16 protein-coding genes and 1 pseudogene are annotated in these 21786 nt (G+C 55.5%); 12 read left to right on the forward strand and 5 right to left on the reverse strand.

Translation table 11 applies throughout. The features are described from left to right. A partial coding sequence (locus HWE04_RS23755) for a hypothetical protein (RefSeq protein WP_446719251.1) occupies positions 1-374 on the reverse strand: 374 nt, incomplete at its 3' end. A gap of 803 nt (positions 375-1177) precedes the next feature. Between HWE04_RS23755 and HWE04_RS23760 the strand changes: the two genes are divergently transcribed. From HWE04_RS23760 to HWE04_RS23790, 7 genes are all read left to right on the forward strand, one after another. Further along, the gene (locus tag HWE04_RS23760) at positions 1178-1603 is read left to right on the forward strand and encodes a helix-turn-helix domain-containing protein (RefSeq protein ID WP_241813874.1); all 426 of its coding nucleotides are present in this window, start codon (positions 1178-1180) and stop codon (positions 1601-1603) included. Next, on the forward strand, positions 1600-2469 hold the full coding sequence (locus HWE04_RS23765; RefSeq protein ID WP_241813875.1) for an alpha/beta fold hydrolase: 870 nt from the start codon (positions 1600-1602) through the stop codon (positions 2467-2469). The genes HWE04_RS23760 and HWE04_RS23765 overlap by 4 nt, the downstream gene beginning before the upstream one ends. Beyond that, positions 2466-2861: a DUF4180 domain-containing protein gene (locus tag HWE04_RS23770; RefSeq protein ID WP_241813876.1), complete on the forward strand. Its 396-nt coding sequence runs from the start codon at positions 2466-2468 to the stop codon at positions 2859-2861. Before HWE04_RS23765 ends, HWE04_RS23770 begins: the two co-directional genes overlap by 4 nt. Positions 2862-2945: 84 nt before the next feature. Beyond that, positions 2946-3764 carry a class D beta-lactamase gene (gene blaOXA / locus HWE04_RS23775; protein ID WP_446719252.1) on the forward strand — a complete coding sequence of 273 codons (819 nt, stop codon included), beginning with the start codon at positions 2946-2948 and terminating at the stop codon, positions 3762-3764. Then, positions 3761-4855 carry an acyltransferase family protein gene (locus tag HWE04_RS23780; protein ID WP_241813877.1) on the forward strand — a complete coding sequence of 365 codons (1095 nt, stop codon included), beginning with the start codon at positions 3761-3763 and terminating at the stop codon, positions 4853-4855. Before blaOXA ends, HWE04_RS23780 begins: the two co-directional genes overlap by 4 nt. A 60-nt stretch (positions 4856-4915) precedes the next feature. Further along, complete coding sequence (locus HWE04_RS23785; protein ID WP_241813878.1) at positions 4916-5458, forward strand: AAA family ATPase; 543 nt, start codon at positions 4916-4918, stop codon at positions 5456-5458. A gap of 259 nt (positions 5459-5717) precedes the next feature. After that, on the forward strand, positions 5718-6488 hold the full coding sequence (locus HWE04_RS23790) for an alpha/beta hydrolase (RefSeq protein ID WP_241813879.1): 771 nt from the start codon (positions 5718-5720) through the stop codon (positions 6486-6488). A 390-nt stretch (positions 6489-6878) separates the two neighbouring features. Here the strand turns inward: HWE04_RS23790 and HWE04_RS23795 are convergent. Next, positions 6879-7010 (reverse strand): annotated as a pseudogene (locus HWE04_RS23795) (phage portal protein); the annotation flags it as partial. Positions 7011-7125: 115 nt separating this feature from the next. Next, a protein-coding gene (locus HWE04_RS23800) for an IS3 family transposase (protein WP_241813880.1) occupies positions 7126-8237 on the reverse strand; the annotation gives its coding sequence in 2 pieces (ribosomal slippage) (positions 7126-7976 and positions 7976-8237; 1113 coding nt in all). A 354-nt stretch (positions 8238-8591) separates the two neighbouring features. On the opposite strand from HWE04_RS23800, the gene HWE04_RS23805 reads away from it, so the two are divergent. From HWE04_RS23805 to HWE04_RS23825, 5 genes are all read left to right on the forward strand, one after another. Continuing rightward, the gene (locus HWE04_RS23805; protein ID WP_241813881.1) at positions 8592-11189 is read left to right on the forward strand and encodes a two-partner secretion domain-containing protein; all 2598 of its coding nucleotides are present in this window, start codon (positions 8592-8594) and stop codon (positions 11187-11189) included. Then, positions 11183-12970 carry a ShlB/FhaC/HecB family hemolysin secretion/activation protein gene (locus tag HWE04_RS23810; RefSeq protein ID WP_241813882.1) on the forward strand — a complete coding sequence of 596 codons (1788 nt, stop codon included), beginning with the start codon at positions 11183-11185 and terminating at the stop codon, positions 12968-12970. The genes HWE04_RS23805 and HWE04_RS23810 overlap by 7 nt, the downstream gene beginning before the upstream one ends. Positions 12971-13025: 55 nt before the next feature. Further along, positions 13026-13874, forward strand: coding sequence for a peptidyl-prolyl cis-trans isomerase (locus HWE04_RS23815; RefSeq protein WP_241813883.1), 849 nt, complete (start codon positions 13026-13028; stop codon positions 13872-13874). Between the two features lie 106 nt (positions 13875-13980). Continuing rightward, a complete protein-coding gene (locus HWE04_RS23820) occupies positions 13981-20589 on the forward strand; it encodes a two-partner secretion domain-containing protein (RefSeq protein WP_241813884.1) in 6609 nt (2202 codons plus the stop codon). Further along, on the forward strand, positions 20589-20945 hold the full coding sequence (locus HWE04_RS23825; protein ID WP_241813885.1) for a hypothetical protein: 357 nt from the start codon (positions 20589-20591) through the stop codon (positions 20943-20945). Before HWE04_RS23820 ends, HWE04_RS23825 begins: the two co-directional genes overlap by 1 nt. 4 nt (positions 20946-20949) lie before the next feature. On the opposite strand, the gene HWE04_RS23830 is transcribed toward HWE04_RS23825, so the two are convergent. Beyond that, positions 20950-21168, reverse strand: a complete 219-nt coding sequence (locus HWE04_RS23830) for a hypothetical protein (protein WP_241813886.1) — start codon at positions 21166-21168, stop codon at positions 20950-20952. Positions 21169-21473: 305 nt separating this feature from the next. Continuing rightward, entirely contained in the window at positions 21474-21758 is a 285-nt protein-coding gene (locus HWE04_RS23835) for a ribbon-helix-helix protein, CopG family (protein WP_241813887.1), read from the reverse strand. Positions 21759-21786 lie beyond the last annotated feature (28 nt).

Below are 21786 nucleotides of genomic sequence, written 5' to 3' on the forward strand. Positions count from 1 at the left end.
CAGCTACGGAATGAGAGGAATTCGCGAGGGTCACGATTCGATGCAAAGTACGGGTCAGGATTCGGCGCAATATCACAACCACTGATCAAATCATATTTACCAAGTTCTTCGTTAAGCTGCTGAGTAACCCAATCAGTGTCACTCGCAGCATCACCTATTGAGCGTTGTCGGAACTTACACTGAACTACCAGATACCCTGACCAAGGGGCTGTATGCGACGGAAAATCCATCGGTCCGTCAAATGTGGCCTCACGTCCGCCATCCGGGCCGTCCCCGAACGGAGTGGTCCCCAAGGCGATGAATTTTTTGCAAAGCGCTTGAACGAGGTGTTCAAATTCGCGCGTGTTAAGGCGGTCAAGCCGGTAATCGCTCATTCTTTTTATTCCCTTAATGTGCCGTTTTTTCTTTTCAAGTTACGGCCCTTTTTTGTATGCGTCGTCAGTCCTGCTCAACATTCGACGTCCCCGATGTGCGAGATGAGCACCCCTGCAACTCGCCAACCGGCTAAATATAACGTATAGAGAACTCCGACTCCTTATTGGTGCGTCAAAATGCGTCAGTTTTGATAAGTGGCAGCAGGGTTGCCGCGCCGGACGGGGCGGGCCTCGGCGCCTGACGCAAATTTGAGTCAAAACCGACCTATGTAACGGGCAGGCGCGGGGTGGGGGCAACCGCGCGCGCAGGGCGGGGAAAGTGATTTGCACTGTGCATATGCATAGTTCTATTGAAAAATCCCCCCTAGTTGTCGATATGATATGCGCCACCTTTCCCGCGCCGATCCCGCCAGAGAGGCTCGTCCAGCCCGCCCCGGCGGCCCGGTTCGCCGGCGGGCCGCTGGCCCTGCACATCACGCACAAGCTGCATGCCGGCTTCCCTAGCTCCGCCGCTGACTACACCGCCGGTCCGCTGGACCTGAATCAATACCTGGTATATCCCGTCGCCTGTATCCACCACGGGAAGCAACGCAATCCATGTCGCCTGGCTCGCAGGATTGCCTCTTGCCATCAGCTTCCATCTTCCCATCGCCTTCCGAAGGCGCCCGTTCGCTCATGCGCCCCTCCTGGCCAGTCTCCGTCCGGCTGCCACAAGTCGGATTGGGGCCAAACGGGAATTCGAAATGTCTTAATCGCTACCTATATTAGTAACATTTGGGACAAACTCGGTATAGAATGGCGCCATGCATGGAAATACCTACACCGTTGAAGAAGTCGCCCGGCAACTCAAGTTGCACGTCAAGACAGTGCTGCGCCATATCAAGGAGGGCCGCCTGCGGGCCTCCAAGATCGGCAAGTCCTATCGGATTTCCGGTCCGGACCTGAATGACTTTGCCGGTTTGGTGGCGCCAGTAGCGAGCCAAGGCGAAATTGTGGCACGTACTACGAGCATCGTAGAGGTACCAGGGATATCGGCCGAATTTGCCGGCCGCATCGCAACCAACCTGCAGGCTTTGCTGAACAGCCGGAGAGGACACGGCCAGCCCATGTATCTTGATACCGCCTATAACCCGCTGGAAAGCCATCTGAAGATCATCCTGGTTGCTTCGCCCAGAGAGGCCGCATCAGTGCTGGAGGCACTCGACTCTTTTCTTGGCGCGGCGCAATGACGCCGATATTCAGGACGCGTGATGCAGAGCGCCTTGCCCTGGCACGCTATCGCGATCTGCTGGACGAGTGGCCGGTCCCCCATACCCACCGCATGGTGCCAAGCGGCATGGGAGAAACCTTCGTGCTTTCCTGCGGCCCGTCCGACGGGCCGCCGCTGGTACTGCTGCATGGCGCGCAGGCCAACGCGGCAAGCTGGCTGGTGGACGCAGCGATATGGGCACGGCACTTTCGCGTCCATATCCTTGACATGCCAGGCCAGCCTGGATTGAGCGCACCGCCCCGCCTGGCTCCCACCAGTCGGGCGGCCTTATGCTGGCTCGACGACCTGATGGATGGGCTTGGACTGGTCAACGCCTCGTTCGCTGGCATTTCGCTGGGTGGCTGGATGGCGTTGAGCTACGCAGTATCGCGTCCAGAGCGGGTGGCGCAGCTGGTGCTCATCTCGCCCGCCGGCATCGGACGGCAACGGGCATTCCTGCTTAAAGCCTGGCCCTGTTTGATGCTCGGGCAGTGGGGATTGCGCAGGATCCGTCGCATGGTGATCGGGCCTGTTGCCGGTACGCTGTCGCCGTTCCATGCCAAGCTTGCCTCGCTGATGGAATACATCGGCCTGCATGCGCGTATTCAACCTATCGTGCTACCCAGGTTCAGCGATGCTGCTCTGGGTTCGCTGGCCATGCCGGTCATGGCAGTGCTGGGAGGAAAAGACGTGCTGCTTGATTCGGCCCACACGCGGGCGCGGCTTGAACGGTGCGTGCCGCACGCCTGCATACACTGGAGGCCAGAGGCCTTTCACTTCATCACCCGTGAAGCTGAAACCATCCAGGCATTTCTTCTCGCGCCTGACGCGCGCGGCACGCCATGAGAAGCGTGATCATTTCGATGGGCCCGGTCCGAATACTGCATTGCCCGGCCCAGGAAGGGCGTATTGCCAGCGAAGGTGATACGGACTCCCTGCTCAGTGCCGCATGGGAGCACTGTGCGCAGCTGGTGGCCATCGATGCCAGCTGCCTGGACGAATCCTTTTTCCAGCTGTCGTCCGGATTGGCGGGCCGGCTTGTCCAGCGCTTCGTGAACTACCGCATGCCGCTCGCCATTCTCGGCCAGCTCGGCCGCCATCTTGATGCCAGTCAGGCGCTTACTGACTATGTCCGAGAGTCCAATCGCGGAAACGCCGTCTGGTTTCTCGACCGTCTTACGGACCTGGAAAGCCGGCTGAGCTCCAACGCGCTTGCACCGCGCCGGCCATCGTGGTGACACGCGTTTGGCTGAGGCGAGAAGCCATGGCGGGTACCCGTCACCGATGAAATCAATTCTGTTAATCATGCTGAAGAGGTAGAAATGCGCAAGACATGGATGTTCGCGGCCCTGATCGCAGGCGGAGTTATCTCGACCGCGGTGTCGGCACGAACGATATGCACGATCGTGGCCGACGCATCGGAGAACGGCTCCATCGTCCAGAGTGGAGATTGCACTCGCCGCTTCACGCCGGCCTCCACCTTCAAGATCGCCATCAGCCTGATGGGCTTCGATGCCGGCATCTTGCAGGACGAACATACGCCGGCCTGGCCCTATCAGCCGGAATATCCTGACTGGGGCGGCGATGCCTGGCGCCAGTCCACTGATGCCAGCCGATGGATGCAGTATTCGGTGGTCTGGTTTTCGCAGCGTGTAGCGCAGCAGCTGGGGGTGGGGCGGTTTCAACGCTATACGCGCGATTTCCGCTATGGCAACCAGGACGTGTCGGGTGAACCGGGCAAGCGCAATGGCACAAAGGGCGCATGGATCAATTCATCGCTGCGCATCTCGCCTTTGGAACAGATCGCTTTCCTGCGCAGACTGGTGAACCGGCAACTGCCGGTCAGCGCACACGCGTATGAGATGACCGGTAGGATCACGCGCATCGCGGCTGCGCCAGACGGCTGGGAGATCCACGGGAAGACAGGCACCGGTTCACCGGGCTCCGATGGGCGCTATGATCCTGCGCATGCCTATGGATGGTTCGTGGGCTGGGCGATCAAGGGCGACCGGAAGTGCGTGTTCGCCCGCCTTATCCAGGACGATCATCCGACCCAGCCCAATGCCGGCCTGAGGGCTCGCGACGGCTTGCTGGACGACCTCCCGGCATTGACCGCTCATCTCGCAGGTCGAGCGCGATGAGCGTCGGCCAGCGCAATGCGCGTATCGATGCGCTGCGCGGCGTATCCATATTGCTGGTGCTGTTCCATCATTTCAACATCACCTACCCGCTCAAAGATACGTCGCTGGCAACGATTTTTTCTCTTCCCGTGGTGGAGGCGATCGCTCGCAACGGCAACTATGGCGTCACCATTTTCTTCGTGATTTCCGGCTACCTGATGACGGCCAACACCTTGCGCCGATGGGGCCGGCTCGACGCCATCGATGCGAGGCGCTTCTACGCGCTGCGTATGGCGCGCATACTGCCATGCATGTTCCTGCTGCTGGCAATGGTGGCGGCCCTGGCCGCGCTGGGCGGGACGCTCTTTCAGAACCGCGGATTTGGCGAGCCGCCGCTGCCGATGTGGATGACCGCCCTGGCCGGCCTCACTTTCTGGATGAACGTACTGATTGCGCAGCATGGCTGGGTGAACTATCCGCTGGGTGTGCTTTGGTCGCTTTCCGTGGAGGGGGTGTTCTATCTGGGGTTTCCGCTGGTTTGCCTGACCTTGCGCAGGCCGCGCTTCATCGGTGCGTTCTGGCTGCTGTTCGTCGTCGCGGGCCCCTTATACCGTTGGGCGCACCAGGGAGATGAAGGCGGCTTTCTGTATGCGTATCTGGCTTGCTTTGACGGGATTGCCATTGGTTGCTGTACGGCGATCCTGGTTGCTCGAGGTACGCGTCCATGGATGTCAACGCACTGGCTGCAGTACATGACGATCCTGGCGATGGCCTTCCTCTATCTGTGTTGGCCGATTTCCCGTAGCAATATACTGGGCGTGACTGCAATGGCACTGGGGACCGCTCTGCTGCTGGCCGACGCCTCTGGAAAGACTATAGCGTCAAGTTCCGCAGGATACCGATTCCTGGCGTTCTGCGGTGGCCTTAGCTACGAAATCTATCTGTTTCACCTGATCGTCCTGGGCCTAATGCGCACCACAATCCCTCCCGTCACCGCGTCATCGCCTGTAAAGCTGGGATTGTTGGCCGGGTACCTTATCTGCTCGTTAGGGGTGGCCTGCACAGTGGCTCGCTATTTTTCGCGTCCCTTTGATCGCCTTGTGCGTAAATGACCGTATCTGGCTGGTTGTAGACTTTCGCTCCATTTCTTGTATTGCCTCAGAGAGACATCGGTGAATCAATTTTTCGTGATTTCGGGTTGTTCGGGCGGAGGTAAATCAACCTTGCTGGCCGAGCTCAGTTTGCGTGGATTCTCGGTAGTCCAGGAGCCTGGCCGCAGGGTGGTTGCTGCAGAGGTGGAGAACGGCGGATTGGCACTGCCATGGGTTGACATGCCGGCCTTCCTGCATAGAGTCATTCGCCTGGCACTCGATGATTTGAACGCGGCGAAGGCATCGCTAAAGCCTATATTTTTTGACAGAGGGATCGTCGACGCTCTAAGCGCGTTAGCCAGCTTGACTGAGGAAAAGCCAGACGAGACCTGGCTGAGTAAGGCTCGTACTTACCACCGGTGCGTTTTCATGATCCCGCCTTGGCCTGAAATCTACGTGCGGGACCACGAACGACGGCATGACTTCAATCAGGCCTTGTCAGAGTACGACCGGCTCATCGAGGCATATCCAGCGTATGGCTACGATCTTCGGACTGTCCCGAAACAGTCAATCTCTCAACGAGCTGATTACATCATTGACCAGCTCAATGGAATGAGCCGTTGAGGAAGATTGGTTAGGAAAGGTCCGCTCTTGGCCGATTGTGGACGTAATATGCGAGACATAAGGTTCAGCTCGCGCTGAGCTATTATTCACAAACCATCATACAGAAGAGTAGCTCGTGGCGAAGCACGCACTGGTCAACTTGTTATTGAGATTCTGGTTCAAGCGCCTTTGGACTGGACATCCTTCTGTCTCGACAGTTCGCAGGCGCTTCTGGATCGCAGACCTATTGGCGTCAGTCGGGCGAAGGAAGGAAGTTCCATTGCGACGACTCTTGGGACAGATACCGGTGGAGTGGATTGGTGATGAAGAACGCATCGCAAAAGGTATCGTCATCTTTTTGCACGGGGGTGGTTTCACCATTCGAGCACCGCGCACGGACAGGCGCTTCTGTTTCGATCTGAAACGTAGATTGGGGCTTTCCATTGTGCTGGTCCCATATCGCCTGGCGCCTGAGTATCCCTTTCCCCACGGGCTTGATGATTGCTACCAGGTCTATGCGGCCTTGATCGACGCTGGAGTGTCACCGCGGAACATCATTCTTATCGGCCACTCTGCCGGGGCTAATCTTGCCCTGGCTGTGCTGATGCGCGCACGACAGAACGGTATTCCCCAGCCGGCCGGCGCCGCCCTCCTATCTACTCCCACTGACATGACGGGGCAGAGCCCGTCCATAACCGCGAATGAGCCTTTTGACGTAATGCAGGGGCCCAATATCTGGCCATGGGTCCGAGAAAAGTATCTCCGTGGGGGAGCCTCTGATCATCCTGAGGTGTCCCCACTGTTTGCCTCGTGGGCCGGACTCGCGCCACTGTCTCTCCATGTCTCAGATTCAGAGGTGTTGCTTGATGACAGTCGGCGGGCGCTGGCGCAGGCGCAAGCGGAGGGCCTGGAAGTTGATCTGAAGATATGGGAAAAAGTGCCCCATAATTTCTATTTTCTTGATTTCTTGCCTGAACATGAAGAATTCCAGCGTCTGCTGGAAGAGTTTGTAAAAAACGCCATACATGGGAAAACGCTGGTTCCTTTGTGATTTGATCCATGGCCGTTTCTGGCCAATTGCAGACCAAGACGCGACGACTGAGTTAGTGATGTCAGTTCCTGGCCGAGGCTGTGTAAAAACGTAAAACATCAGAAAAATCATGGGTAGGGAGACCCTTCCCGATGCCAAGAAAATCGAATACAGCGCGATCTGAGAGATCGATTTCCAAGATGGCTAAAAATTTCTACGTTTTTACACAGCCTCGGCCAGAAGCGGACCTTCTACACTGACATCCGACCGAACTGATAAAGGCATTATCTGCACGCCAAGGATGCACTGCGCGGACGCAGACCGTTTCCTTTTTCTGAATTCATCGGCCTGCACGCTGACCAATGGTTCGATAGATCTTGTTGTCTGCCTTATCGGCATGATTGCTTATGGTTATTTGCCCTCAGTGGTAGGAAGTTGATAGGGACGGAAGCGGACCACCTCTTGGCCGGCCCACTCGTACAAGGAAAGGAACTGCGCCTGCAACGGCTCAATCTCGTTGCAGCCGAAGAAGGCGGCCGCCTTCTGTTGAATTGCATTGAAATCTGACCCACTTTTGGAGTGAACCCCTCGGGCTGGACCAAGGTTAGTCGAGAAACTAAGCCGCTTGACCTGCCCTCGGAAGTTGGACAGTTTAGAACTAGAGAGGAGCCGCTTCTTTGGGTTTCACTGACCACTTTTGGACGAACTCACTTGGGGTCAGATGGCCAAGCGAGCCGTGGGGACGATGATAGTTATAGTCGTACTGCCAAGCCTGCATTTTTTCTCGAAGGTCATAGAGTGTGATGAATTCGTGCCCGTTAAGGAACTCATCACGCAGCCGGCCATTGAATGACTCAATGAGACCATTATCTGTCGGCTTACCAGGTCGCGTGTAGTCGAGTTTCACCCCGTGCCGATACGCCCAGTCGTCCAAGGCGCGGGAGGTGAACTCGGTCCCATTATCAACGGTGATGGATTTGGGCCATCCGCGAAGGGCCGCAGACCGATCCAACGCCTGGCCAACTGCACGGCCGGTCTGTTGGAAGTTGGCCTCTAGGCATACGCTCTCGCGACTCCATTGATCGATGACGGTCAGGATGCGAAAGCGGCGGCCGTCCAGCATTTGATCATGAACGAAATCCATGCTCCAGTGCTGATTCGGTCCGGTGGGTACCGGCGGCTTTCCGCGCAGCAAGGCGATGCGCTTGCGGCGTTTGACCTTCATCCGCAGCTGCAGTCCCTCCAGGCTATAGAGTCGATAGACGCGTATCTTACCCACTTCCCAGCCTTCGCGACGCAGCATTACCAGCACCCGTCGGTAGCCAAATCGCGGACGGCTCATGGCTATATCTCGGATACGCTGGCGTAGCGCGCTTTGATCTCGTGCGTGGCTCTTCTCGTACCATGTTGAACGCTGCAGCAACGCCGGCGCGCAGGAACGCCGCACACTTATCTGGAAACGCTCTTGCATCCAGGCCGCCAGCTCGCGCCGTTTGGCAGCCTTCAAACTTTTTTTCGCACCACCTCTTGCAGGATCTGCTTGTCCAGCGTCAGGTCGGCAACGATACGTCGCAGGCGCGCATTCTCGTCTTCGAGTTGCTTGAGCTTGCGCAGCTCGCTTACGCCAAAATCAGCGTACTTCTTCTTCCATGTGTAGAAGGTTGCTTCCGACACCCCAAGCTGCCGACAGACGTCGACCACCGGCGTGCCACCCTCAGCCAATCGCAATGCATAGGTGATTTGCTCTTCAGTAAATCTCGAACGTTTCATGGCTACTCCTTGCCCGTTTCGGGGCGCTGAGAAGCAACCTTACCTCTAGTTTTGACCTGTACGGATATTCCGGGGGCAGGTCACCTTGTTATGGCCCCCTGATTGCCTACAAAGAAATAAAACTAGCTAGAATATCAACAGAAATTGTCAAAAAAGAAATCTCCGATAGAAATAAATCTCATAAAGCGAGAAAAAGTTGACATTTTAGGCATTTCCACACGGAAAACTATGTTTTATAACTGCTTCCTATAAGTGTAAATAGTTGTAATCAGAGAGCAGCGAACAGGAAGGCGGACAAAAGATCGGTCTCATGTCACTGCAGTTGCAATCACAAGAACAATCAGAAAGTGTTTCATGGGGATCATCCACGCTACCCCCATCGCAGGGCTGTTGGCAGTACTGATGTGCGGTTCAATGATGCCTGCGTATGGCGCGGGAATTACGCCAGATGGCGCCACTGCCACCAGTGTCAGTACTACGGCTGGCCGCGCGACCATCAATATTGCTCCGGCTGTCGCGGGTGTCTCGCACAACACCTACACCGACTTCAATGTCAGCAAGGCTGGCGCCGCGTTGAACAACGTGGGCGTCAATGCCCGCAACATCGTTAATCAAGTCACCAGCACGAACCCCAGTCTGATACAGGGTGACATTACCGTTCTAGGTTCGCGCGCCAATGTCATCATCGCCAACCCAAATGGTATTACGGTCAATGGCGGCAGCTTCGTCAATACGGGCAATGTAGCCTTGACTAGCGGTCAGGTCAGTTTTAACGACATCACGCTTTCGCCAGGTAACGTTCAGCGCAACATCATTCTCAATACGAACGCTGGTCAGATCACTATTGGCCCCGACGGGCTGAGCGGCGCGATGCTCGATCTGGAGCTGATCGCCAAGCAAATTTCGATTAATGGGCCGGTGCTCAATACTGTCGCCAACAGTGCTTCGCGCATCCGGACCGTAACAGGATCAACGCATTCGGAGATTGATGGCAGCGTCTCTCCAACGGATTTGTTGAGTGCCTGGATCGGACATACCGCTGTTGGAGCCAGTGGGGCTGGGGTCACCGCCTTGGATATTACTGCCCTGGGGAGCTTGAGCGCGGGCAAGGTCGAATTGATCATTACCGATCAAGGTGCCGGCGTGCGCCACGCCGGTTCGATCTTCGCAACGGTGGGCGATTTCAGTATTGCGGGCAACGGTGATCTGCACATTGCCGGCGGACATATCAAGGCCGCCAATGACGTGATAGTGGCCAGTGCCAGCCTGGACAGCGCCGCAGATGGTTCCGGATCATCCATACAGGCAGGTCGTACCGTCGACATCCGAAGCCAGCGCATTTCGTTCGCGGATACGTCGGTGGCGGCGGGTACAAGAGGGACTGACGCAAACGGAAATGTCTTTGTATCTCAGCGCGGAAATATTCTCATCGGCAGCGATGGCGTTGCGGGGACCGCGGCGATCACTGCCGAGCGCAGCCAGTTGGACGCAACCGGCGGTATCGCGATCTATAACCAGGGTCAGGATTTACAGCTGGCTTCTACTCAGCTCGGTGCAGATCAGGATCTGATCATTAAGGCCAACAATCTGACGTTCATGTCGTCCCCAACCGGGACGCCCGGTTCCTGCATGACCTCGCGAACTGGTACGGTCACCGCCAATCTGAGCGGTACGATGACGCTGGCCGGGGCGACGGTCGACGGAATGGCAGGTGTTTCTATCAATGCGGCAGAACTTTCCTCGACGAACGGCATGCAGGCTGGCACGTCCATCAAAGGTCTGATTCGCTCTCAGGCAGGGGATATCGGCATTACCACTGCGGGTGCGACCAGCCTCTTTGCAACGGATCTGCTGGCTGCTCGGAACGTCGTCTTACAAAATGCCGGCTTTTCCGCGAATAACGTTGGCCAGCAAGGGAGTTCTGTCGTGGCCTCTGCCGGCGGTCTGTTGATCGATAGTGGCGGCGACCTTATCAATATCGGCAGCCTGTTGCAGGGAAATTCCCGCATCACCAGCAATAGTGGATCTGCTGGTGCGGTCACTTTGCGCGCCGCCGGCAGTGTGTTGAATCAGTCCCCGTCATCTTCCCTGCTCGGCGCCATTTTCGGAAATGCCGACGATGTGTTTATTCAGGCAGGCAATGACATTTCGAACCGCAATGCCCGCATCATTAGTAATGGTGCGATGACTCTCGTCGCCGGTGGCACTATCTCCAATGCCATCGACAAGACCGCTGGTGCGAACGGTGAACAACCCAGCAGCTATGCCAATAGCACCACACGATGGGTGTTCTTTACTGAGCGCAATACCGGTTTCGATGTTGATTACGGCAAGGTCGCCATGCCGGACCAACTGGCCTATCTAGTGGCCGAGACGGGGTTAAGCGCGACGGCGTCCAATTTTGTAAATCAGGGTGGCATTGTTCTGGTCAACAACGGGAACGTGGACATTGCTGTGAGTGACCGTTTCCATAACGAGGCACTCTTTGATGGCAGCGCGCACCTTCAGCGGAGCTGCATGATCTTTTGCCGAGCGACGGCCTCCAGCAATATCACTAGTTACGGCGGTACGCTTTCGGCGAGCGGCAACATCGCCATTCGTGCCGGTACAGAAGCGGTCAATATCGGCGGCGATGTGACCGCACTGGGTGACCTGAGTATCACGGCGCCTAGTACCTATGCTCAAGGGGTACTAGGCTACCGGGCCTATTCCCAAAGTGGGATGAAAAGTTGGTTTGGCAGTAACTGGGCTCGCCTCTATGCAACGGATATTGGTGGGTCGTGGCTGGCTGCCAACAAACTAACCTTGAATGGGCAGGGAATTATCAGTGGCGGTAGTTTTGCAGGGCTGAGTCAAGTCATTGCGGCCAATGGAATTTGGACCATTCGCGCGGCGCGACGCGATCCCGTCTCCATTGAGAGCAGCCTGGGACTGGGAAGTGGTCTATGGTGATGCGTAAAGGGGGCAACAAGGGGCGCGGTCGAAAGGCAATACGCACCAAGGTACTGATATTGGCTGCATCTGTCTCGTCAATCATGGTCGCTTCACCCGCTACCGCTCAAGTGCCGCGTGTGGAACAAGATCCGGCACAACGCCTTTTACAGGAGCAGCGCGAGCGCGATCGGCAGCGTGAGATCGAACAGCCGCCAGCGCAAATCCAAACACCAAGACGTGATGCGCCGGCACCAACTAGGAGCGATATCGAGCAGATTCCTGAAACTGGTCCGACATTCCTCATTGAACATATTGATTTCGCAGGTGATGCGGTATTGCCGGCATCGGAGCTGGACAGCATTGCTCAACCGTTCTTGAATAAGAGGCTGGGAAGCGCCCGCATCAATCAATTGTTGCGCCGGCTAACGGAGCGCTTCGTCAACGATGGACTGATTACCAGCCGTGCATATCTAGGTGAACAGAACCTGCGGTCAGGAACACTGGTCATCACGCTGGTGTCAGGAAAGATTGAAGCCATTCAACTGAACGGCCAGCAAATATCACCGCGTGCTTCCGGCGCGAAGCCCGATAGCGGTGGTTGGCTTACGGATTTCGGTGTACGGATGGCGATCCCGGCAGCGCCGGACGACGTGCTTCATCTCACCGATCTCGAGCAGGGAGTTGAGCAAATTAATCGCATGCGGCGCAACAAGGCTGAAATGCAGATATTGCCCGGCAGTTCGCCAGGAGGATCCATCATCGGCATCAAGAACACGGCTGGTGACCGATTGTGGTTCAGCGCGGGTATAGATAATTACGGTAGTCAGCAGACCGGATTGAATCGCACGCGGCTTGGAGTAGAGGCGGACAACTTGCTTGGATTTCAGGAGGTTGTCTCGTTCAACTACAGCGGTAGCCGTGAAACCAATGCTCTGGTGGGATCGGCGTCTGTGCCGCTTGGGTACAACACCTTCAGCTACACGACATCCCTGTCGGAATATCAGGCACTCATCAGCGATACGGCACTGTTATATGGCAAGACCTTGGCCAGTACCTGGGGCTGGAATCGCGTGCTTTCTCGTAACCAGGCATCCAAACTGGCGCTGGATGTCACCCTGTCATTGCGTCGTTCAGAACGCGATATCAACAATCTGCCATTGGCACCGCAGAAGCTTTCGGTACTGCGCGTAGCGATCAATAAGCTCTGGCGCTTTGTCATCGAAAAACGGCCAGCAAGTCTGACGCTGGAGGGCGGTTTATCACGCGGCCTGTCCGCCTTCGGCGCCGACAAGGATAGTTCACAGATTCAGGACAGCGAAGCGCATGGCCAATTCATGAAACTGGATGTGAACGGGTCGTTTTCTTTTGCATTGCCTTCGACCGACATTGCTCAATTCATGATGCGTATGCAGGTCAATGGTCAATGGACGCGGCAGGCCCTGTTCGGATCCGAGCAAATTTTCGTTGGCGGTATGTCATCTGTCCGTGGATTTCGCGAGAGCGGTGTGAGTGGCGACCGGGGAGCCTATTCAAGAAACGAAATTGTGTGGAGCAATACCCCCTCCGTAGCCGACGTGCGCATAGAACCCTACATATTTCTTGATACCGGTATCACCGAACTGATTGCGGAGGGCCACACCCGCCGATTGTCTGGGCTGGGCCTGGGTACGCGTTTGCAGTATCAGAGCGGAAAGCACGCCTGGACCAGCGAATTGACACTCGGAAGGCCTGTGCAACAACCAAATTTTCTTCCGCGCCGGGAAACCTTGTTGCTGGCGACCTTGAACTGGTCGTACTAGCGCCATGGACCAAATCTAATCTAATCAAAGACCCATTTTTAAAGGGATAGGGAAAATGATGAATAGCCTTTCTTTCCGTCATGCGCTTTGCATCGGCATGATGATCGCACCATCGCTGCTGTTTGCACAGACGATCGACAAGACTTCACTTCCTGCCAGCGTAGCCGCCGTTGTCAATGGAAAGAACATTCCTGAAAGCCAAGTTCAGGAGGCCATCAAACTCACAGGATTGCCGGACTCTGTACAACTGCGCAATGCAGTGAAATCGCAACTGATCGCGCGGGAGCTGTTCCGCCAGCAAGCCACGAAGAGCCAAGGTCTGGAAAACCGTCCTGAAGTCAAGAAGGCTATGCAGGAGGCCAAGGACGCCGCCATGATCCAACTCTATTTGCGGGAGGCGATCAAACCGTCGCCCGTGACCGACGATATGGTGCGTGAGCAGTTCAACGCCATCGTTGGCAGCCTTGGGCCGAATGAATATAAGGCGCGGCTTATTCAGGTGGAGGACGATGCAAACGCTCAGAAAGTCCTTGAGCAAATCAAGGCGGGCGCCGACTTCGCGAAGCTGGCAGCGCAATACAGCACCGCTGCTAATAAGAACCGGGGCGGCGAGCTCGAGTGGGTGAGCTTCAAATTGCCAGCTGCCGAAGGCAAGACGCAAAACCTTCCACTACCGGTAGCGCAGGCCATTTCTGAACTAGTCCCTGGTGGCGTGACGAAGGTTCCGGTCGTCTGGAACAACGAACGCTATGTCATCCGACTGGATCAGCTGCGGCCAACGCAAGTGCCGCAATATGACGACGTCAAAGCAGCATTGCGTCAAACCATGGAACGCAAGGCCCTGGAGCAGGCGACCCTGAAACTGGTGGGCGAGCTGACCTCTTCGGCAAAAATTCAGCAATAAGGCCTGTCGTCGCTGCATCCACCGCAGCGGTGACGAAGGACCCGAGTATCGTTCAACGGCTCGCGGGTCCGGGAAATACGCATACAAGAAAAATTCGGGGAATCCCATGCAACGCGCCACCTCAACCAATCCTATCTCAAGAAAGCTTGCGAGGCAGGCTCCGCCGCTGTTGGATCCTTCTTTGCAACTCTCTATTGGCATAGGGCCTAAACGCCGCCCGCTCTGGCAGCGAGTGGTGGCTGGCCTGTTGGCCTTTCTCCTTTGGTTGGGTCCCCTGGAAATTGTCTGGCAGGATGCCCAGCGTTCTGCACAGCAAGTGGGTTGGGGGGCCGAGCGCACTTATGCGTTGAATGATGCAATCGCATGGCAGGCCTTTTCCATGCATTTACAAGAGGTGGTCAACAAAGCAAAGCAAGACGGAAATTGGCTTCCCGTAGTGGCAACTTTTGAAGAAAAGCTGCCTGGTGTCCTGGCTTCAGTATCAGCAAAGCTTGGGAGCAAACTCCCGTCCTTGCGTTTCGGCAGCAATGTGCAGGCAGCGCCGATTTCTGACCCTGCTGCCCCTATTCGCTTCCAGCCTGCGATCACAAGCAGCAGCGGGGCTGGTGGCGGTGTCCCGGTAGTCAATATCACTGCGCCGAATGCGGCAGGTATTTCTCTCAACCAATACAGCCAGTTCAACGTCGACACTATTGGCCTGATTCTCAATAATAGCCTCATCGGTGGTGGTACGACTTTGGGAGGCACGGTAGCTGCCAATAGCGCATTAGGCGGTCGCACTGCGTCTCAGATCATCAATCAGGTGACTGTGCAGGGCAGTGCGAGCCGCATTGGCGGGGCGATTGAAGTGTTTGGATCCCCTGCGGACGTCATCATTGCCAATCCCAATGGCATCAGTTGTACAGCCTGCGGATTCATCAATACTCCGCGCGTGGTCATGACCACGGGGGAGCCTCAGTTTCTGACTGCGAGAGGGGGCGTGCCGACTGGCTTTGATACAGCGGCAGCCCTGGCGTACGACGTCAAAGGGGGACATATTCAGATCGAGGGCGCACCAGGCGCCAATGGTACACCTGGCGCCGGGATCGAGAGTAGTGCCGGCGTGGTCGATCTGATTGCGGGCAGCGTGGGGGTGAATGGTTCTATCAACGCAGGCAGGCAGATCAATGTGATCGCTGGCCAGCAACTTGTCGCCGAGGCGGTTGTAGGTCAAGGAAAGCTTGGCAGTGATTATCAGGTCTCACCGAATGGCTCGGCGCCCAATTTCAGCGGTCCTGAGCCAGGTGTGCAGATTGACGCAACTGCATTCGGCGCGATGAATGCAGGGCAGATCAAGGTGATAGGCACAGCCGCTGAGCTGGGTGTCAAGGTGGGAGCAGCTAACGCCAATAATGGTACGCTCACTATTGATGCCAACGGAGATGTCAATGTCGGCAATGTTTACGGTAGCCAAGGGGTCAGTGTTCGTGCCGATGGTTCGGTGAATGTCAATACCTTGACCAGTTATGGGGCAGCATCGGTCACGGGCGGGACCGATGTGGCGGTCGCCAAGCTGACCGCTGCGCAGGATACGGTGCTGACAGGTCGCAACGTCATCGTTGGCGATACGGTCGTCGGTGGCAAGCTAGCGGTCAATGCCAGTGGCAGCATCGTGACGGGCCAGATCGGATCTGTCGTCGGCGACATCGCCCTGGTAAGCGGTACTGGCATTGCCAATACGGGCAGTTGGACGGCAGGTGGTCAGCTTTCCATGACCGGTACGACGATTGGTAATGCGCTGGGTTCAAATCTCTCCGGACTGGCAGGAACTACGATCGTTGCAAACGATTTGCGCAACTATGGGACTTTGTATGGGGCGACGGTCGATGCGCGCCTGTCTGGCACGCTTGATAATACCTTTGGGAGTCTGCTCGCGAAGACTGGCATGACGATACAGATGGACCGCCTTTACAGCAATATTGGTGGAACCATCTATGTCGGTGATCCGAACGCGGCAGCCAATGCCGCCCCGGCTGGCAGTCTCGCGATGTCGGTCAGCGGCGCCGGTGGAAGCTTCAACAATCTGGGTGGACTGATCGCGGCTAGCGATAGCCTGACTATCATTGCGGCCAATGCAGCGATAGAGCTTTCGTCGCTCGCGGGACAGTTGAATGCGGCGCGCAACCTGACCATCAATGCCAGTACGATCTCCAACAGCGGAGCGTGGCTTGCCAACGCAAGCAATGTAGCGCTGTTCGGTCGCAGCGGTATCAACAATGCTGGCGTGATGCAGGCATCCGGGAATCTGGTCTTGTCGACATCCGGCACTAGCCTGAGTAATACGGGGGCAATCGTTGTCGGTCAGGATCTGACGATCAATGCGCCGCTCAGCAATGCTGCAGGCGCCGTGGTCCACGCCGAAAGAAACGCCACGGTCAATGGAGGTGCGACCAATCTCGGCACGATTGAGGCGCTTAACGACGTGATCATGCAAGGCGGTAACGTTGATAACAGCAATGGCACGATCAAGGCCAATCGAAATCTCACCGCAACAGGGATAGGCACGCTGACAAATGTCGCCGGCACGATTGCGGCTCAGGGAGATGTAGCCATTCAGGCCAGCTCCATTATCAATGACCGGGCTGCGCCGGTAACGACGCTCTCCACTGCGCAGCAAGGAGTGGTTGATCTTGACCTGGTGGGAACAACCAATATTGGCATATACCGCTTGATTACGGCCTTTTACGGTGCAGGAGGCGGCTCTCCTGCACTCACTATCAAAGAGCAAGACGTCTTTATCTCAACGCTGTTGAATGGCACCGCGACTATTGACCGTACGTTAGGAACAATCAGCATTGATTGTTCAATCATCGGGACCTGTCCGGTTGGCGATAAGAAAACGTACGTGCTTCCTACGGTCGACCAAGTGTTGCTCCAGCAAGTGGAGGGAAAAGAAGGCCAAATTCTAGCTGGGAACAACCTGACTCTCTCTGCTTCGGCGCTTTCCAATCGCGGAAGCACTATCTCTGCCGGGAAGGATTTAGTTGCGTCATTGGACAGCCTGAACAATGGCTCGTCTGACACTGTCGTTACTTATCGGGCTGGTGGCACTGTGAATCAAGCATCATTAGATGCGTTTATGCAGAGTGCCAAGGAGCTTTGGCCGGTTATCTCAAGTTTTACCGACTTGCCGGTTCAGTATGCTATTAATAATCCACCGAGCTATATGCCTACCCCGGGATTTTCCCCTGTAGATAATGCGATTGCGCCAACCAACGTCGTTGAAACATCGGTTCTTGGTACACGCGGTATGTTGCGTGCGGGTGCCAATGTTTCTCTTAACGGAAGCGGAAACTTGGTGAATGCTGGTGATTTAGTCGCCGGCAATAACATCACGATTACATTGCCCGGTAGCTTCGTCAATCAGGGAACTTATCAGTCTTCCTTTACCACCCGTCCTGGGTGTCTTCCAAGCGCCACCTGCCGTGAGGACAACGCTCACGTCGACACCTTCGCCTATCAGCAGAACGCGAACAACGTGGTGGCGGGCGGCACACTGACAGTGAAGGCGGCATCGATTGCCAACGAGTTCGGCACCTTGTCCGCGCGTGGAAACGTCAATCTGACCGCTGGTAGTATCGATAACCTGGCTGGCACGATCTTGTCCACGGCAGGAGATGTCAATCTTGCAGCATCGACCATCACCAACCGTGTCGTCGCCCCGGTAACGACGCACATTAGCTATGGAAGTGAGAATCCGTCCTTCGCCCAAGGATGCAATGGTGGAGGGACCTACAAGGGAAGCGAATGTAACGTTGATAGGCAAAATCAGGCGAGTGCGGCGGCGATCATCAGTGGAGCCCGCAACGTTTCAATTGACGGAGACTACCTGGTCAACACTGGCGGTCTGATCACTGCCGGTGCGGATGCCACAATCAACATCAGTAACTCAATCACCAATACGGCGGTCGCCCTCAATACGTACTGGCAGGGCCATTGGATCGAAGAGACCTGCTGGTTCTGTAGCGATAAGGCGCACGATACGTATGGCGTTGTCGCAGACGGTGTGCAGGCGGCCGGCATCCAGGCTGGTAACGCACTGACGGTGATTGCCGGAGGAAATGTTCTTAATACGGGCAATATCTACGGATCGGACGTTTCTCTCACCGGCTCCACGCTCACCAATGGAATCACTGATTCCAATCAACCTACCGCAGCCTCCACGCTAGCACCCCAACTAGTCGCTATTGGCCCAAGCGGCACTGTCGTAACAGGCAATGGTGTGCCCTCGACTAATAGCCCAATCTATGCCGTGAACATGTCTAGCGGTGGTTTGCTGGGATCACTCGGGCCGGATCTGCTGGTAGCTAACTTGCCGGCGTCTCTACGTCCCGATACCAATCTTTTCTATTACGACGCTTCGACTGAAAGCAACCTGATCCGGCAGGAGGCCCTTAAGGACACAGGATCTGGCACCTTCGTTAAAGGTGTTTCGTGGAGCACGACCAATAATCTCAGTATTGACGATCAGCAGAAGGCGATTCTCTACAACAATGCCATACAGTATGCGACGGACAATAACCTGCAGCTAGGAAAGCCGCTGACACAGGCTCAAATTGGTGCGCTAGATAAACCCATGCTCTGGTACACCGAGCAGACCGTACCGGATCCGGCGTGCTCGTTCAAAAGCACCACTTGCGGCAGCATCAATGCGCTCATGCCGCAGATCTATCTGCCGGCTAATTATGCTAGCAATACGACGGGCGGTGTGATCAGCGGTAATGATGTCAAACTGACTTTCAGTCAAAGCATTACCAATACCGGCATCATCGAGGCTACTAACCTTGCCGTGAAGACAGCCAGTCTGACAAATGAGCAGCGCAGCGTCGATATTGGCGTCTCAGATTACAAGGTAGAGGGTGGCTGGGTCGAATACAGTGGTACGCAGTTGCAGCCGGGCGGCTTCATGTCCGCAGTCAACCTGAATGTGCAGGCGGATCGGATCACCGCCATCGGCGATGCCTTCCGGGTCGTTAATGCGGACGGCACCCGTGACGTGGCAGGGGCCAACGCACTACTCAATTCCCTGAGGCAGCAACTCGGAGGCGATTTCACCGAGATTGCCGCACACGACAATATCCATACTGATTTCATCAAGGACACGAGCGGACCGGGTGCGTTTGGTCAGGTGATCGCAATTGCCATCGCAGTAGCGATGTCTGTAATGACAGGCGGGACGGCTGGTTTGGCTGTAATGCAGACGGTCACCGGTAGTGCAGTTGTCGCAGGCTCTACCGCAGCGATTGTTGCCGCCGGTATCAATGCGGCTATCGTTGGTACGCTCTCTAGTATTGCGACACAAGTTATCACCACGGGGCGACTGGATTTGGGCAGTGCTCTTCAATCCGGCGCGGTATCGGGTTTAGTCGCAGGCCTCACTGCCGGGGCAATTGGGAATGCTCCAGGTACGCCCTCTGACGCAGGAATTGCCGAGGGCGCATCAAACAGCGCTAGTACCGTCACACCTAGCACCAGTACCGCTACGCAGATCAGCCAGGGAAGCTGGAAGGATTTCGTAGAGCATACGGGTACGTATACTACTAACACGGCCATTCGAAGTGGTATCAGCGCTGCAATTAATTCGGCTGTCTATGGAGGCAGTTTTGGTGCGGCATTCGTAAATGGGGTCGTGGCTGATGCAGCAGCGACCGGCGCTAATGGCATTGGTGACTGGACCTATTCTGCTGATGGAAACAATGTAAATCTTGTGGAGAATTTGGTTGCACATAGCTTGTTGGGATGCGCATCTAGTGCGGCAGGTGGCACTGGATGCGCTGGTGGTGCGTTGGGAGCATTCGCCAGTGCGGCGATATCGCCAGACCTCATCAAGGCTATAGATCCAAGCGGAGGGGCACTAAGCAGCGAACAGAAGGCATTGATAAGCTCAATGGCGATTCTCGCGGGTGGTGCTCTTGCACAGAGCGCTGGTGCGTCTGCTAGCGCCGGCGCTAATTGGGCTGCTAACGAGGTTCTGAACAACGCTACGACGGATGATCACGTTCTTGCCGAGGTACAAAAAGGAGGATTCTTTACAGCGCTAATAGGCACTTTGGCAAATGTGACTGCTTGGCAGGCAGATATGCGTGAAAACATAGGGAGCTTCTTGGAGCTTTTGGGGAGGAATGGGCCGAACAGGCTGCCCCAGGCGCCACCGAACTTCCCGGATGATTCGGACGGCCCGACGACAAGCGGTGGGCTTACGGTTGCGAGTGGCTCGCTTCTTTGTATCGAACCCCCATTCTGCGCTATGACGCCCCCCGTTATCATCCCAGTAAATGCGATGGCATCGTCGGGATCCAGCGGAGATGCTAATTCGGGGCAAAGTAGTAAGGACGATAGTTCCACGACTGTACCGGGACGGGTTCAATCACGTATTAATCTTGATAGTGAAGGTTTCGATCACATTGATAAGCGGCATTTCGATGCAACGGTTAACGCCAGCCAATTTTCAATTAGCAGAAGCGAACTGGCTGATATTCTCATGGACGGAAAAACCGTAGCGACTCCGGTCACGAAGATTGTGAAGAGCGGGGATAGTTTCAATTACGTCCGAGAGCTCAATTTAGGTAAGGCGGTTGGGACAGATAAATTTAATGGATACCAATCCACTTCAATCATTACCATCATGACTGACAAATTCGGAAACCTTGTAACTGCATTTCCTGGGAGACTTTAGTGGCAGTGTTCACAAAAAGCTTAAAAACGGAGTTAAGAGCCCAATTGTTGGATCAATCGCGAAGAATTATGGCCGGTATTGATGCTCCGGGGTTAGCGAAGAATCTGAAGAAGTACTTCCCTTCACTTTCTCAGGCTATTCTCATCGATCATTTGCCAGAACAAGGAGAAGATATTTACTTGATTCTCATCAATTTGAACGAGATCGCTGTGATGGAGATTCCTCGAGGGGACCTTGAAACGATGAAGAGTTACCCCGAGATTCTTCAAGTGGACACTTATCGTTCAAAGCGCCTAAGGAGAGATTCGAGGCAGAGACTTGACATGGCGCTGCAATTGATAGGTTCGACAAGTTGAGTAGTCAATCGAAAAAGCGCATGACGGACGTGTTCTGAAAATCCTGATTCTCATCGATGAGTTCACCCGACGCTGCCTCACGTTGCACATGACTAGGCAAATTTGCAGTAATAAAGTTATCCATATCCTGGCCGAGGCCATGGTGAGCTACGGTGTTCTGACGTATTTGCGCTCTGGTAATGGCCGGAAATGGTCGTCGAGAACCTTCGGCGCAGGCTTGCATCGGTAGGGTCCATTACACTGTACATCGAGCCAGAAAGCTCTTAGAAGAACGGGTACTGCTAGCCTTTCGAGGGCGATGACCGCGATGTATTGCTTGCCGGAGAAATCTTTTACACCCTTCGAGAAGGGTAGATCATCATCAAGCGATGGCGTCACCAGCACATTATCGTTCTCCCACACAGATTACCGAAATATCGGCCGCCAGCACCACAGGCTACATTGCCGGCAATAACCCCAGCCCCGCTGGGGCTTGCCGCTTTTGACTAACTGTAAGCCTAGACCAGTTGTGCTTCAGGCTGGTTACAGTTACTTCTTTTTTCCCGAGCTTGGCTTTTTTAATATTTCCTCTGCTTGATTAATTGCCAGCCAACGCAGCATTTCTCCAATGGAAATTCCACTCTCGCGCGCCATCGCTTCAACCCGAGCTTGTTCCTCATCGGTCAGATTGATTGAAAACCTATGTCGGTTTGGAACAAGACTGGTAGCAAGAGCCATCACGCTAGCAAAACCTTCGTCACTGAGTTGCCGAGCTATGGTCAGGATGTTGATTTGCTCGCAGAATTGACCCTCGCCATCTGACCCACTTTCCACTGCCTTCCGAAGGCAGCTACGCGGTCAT

The sequence above is a fragment of the Herbaspirillum sp. C7C2 genome (genome assembly GCF_022627865.1).
GTDB classification, from domain to species: Bacteria; Pseudomonadota; Gammaproteobacteria; order Burkholderiales; family Burkholderiaceae_D; genus Herbaspirillum; species Herbaspirillum frisingense.

Coding starts and splice junctions, on each gene's coding strand:
- HWE04_RS23760 (WP_241813874.1), top strand. CDS start 1,178: ATGCATGGAAATACCTACACCGTTGAAGAAGTCGCCCGGCAACTCAAG.
- HWE04_RS23765 (WP_241813875.1), top strand. CDS start 1,600: ATGACGCCGATATTCAGGACGCGTGATGCAGAGCGCCTTGCCCTGGCA.
- HWE04_RS23770 (WP_241813876.1), top strand. CDS start 2,466: ATGAGAAGCGTGATCATTTCGATGGGCCCGGTCCGAATACTGCATTGC.
- blaOXA (WP_446719252.1), top strand. CDS start 2,946: ATGCGCAAGACATGGATGTTCGCGGCCCTGATCGCAGGCGGAGTTATC.
- HWE04_RS23780 (WP_241813877.1), top strand. CDS start 3,761: ATGAGCGTCGGCCAGCGCAATGCGCGTATCGATGCGCTGCGCGGCGTA.
- HWE04_RS23805 (WP_241813881.1), top strand. CDS start 8,592: ATGGGGATCATCCACGCTACCCCCATCGCAGGGCTGTTGGCAGTACTG.
- HWE04_RS23810 (WP_241813882.1), top strand. CDS start 11,183: ATGGTGATGCGTAAAGGGGGCAACAAGGGGCGCGGTCGAAAGGCAATA.
- HWE04_RS23815 (WP_241813883.1), top strand. CDS start 13,026: ATGATGAATAGCCTTTCTTTCCGTCATGCGCTTTGCATCGGCATGATG.
- HWE04_RS23820 (WP_241813884.1), top strand. CDS start 13,981: ATGCAACGCGCCACCTCAACCAATCCTATCTCAAGAAAGCTTGCGAGG.
- HWE04_RS23830 (WP_241813886.1), bottom strand. CDS start 21,168: ATGCAAGCCTGCGCCGAAGGTTCTCGACGACCATTTCCGGCCATTACC.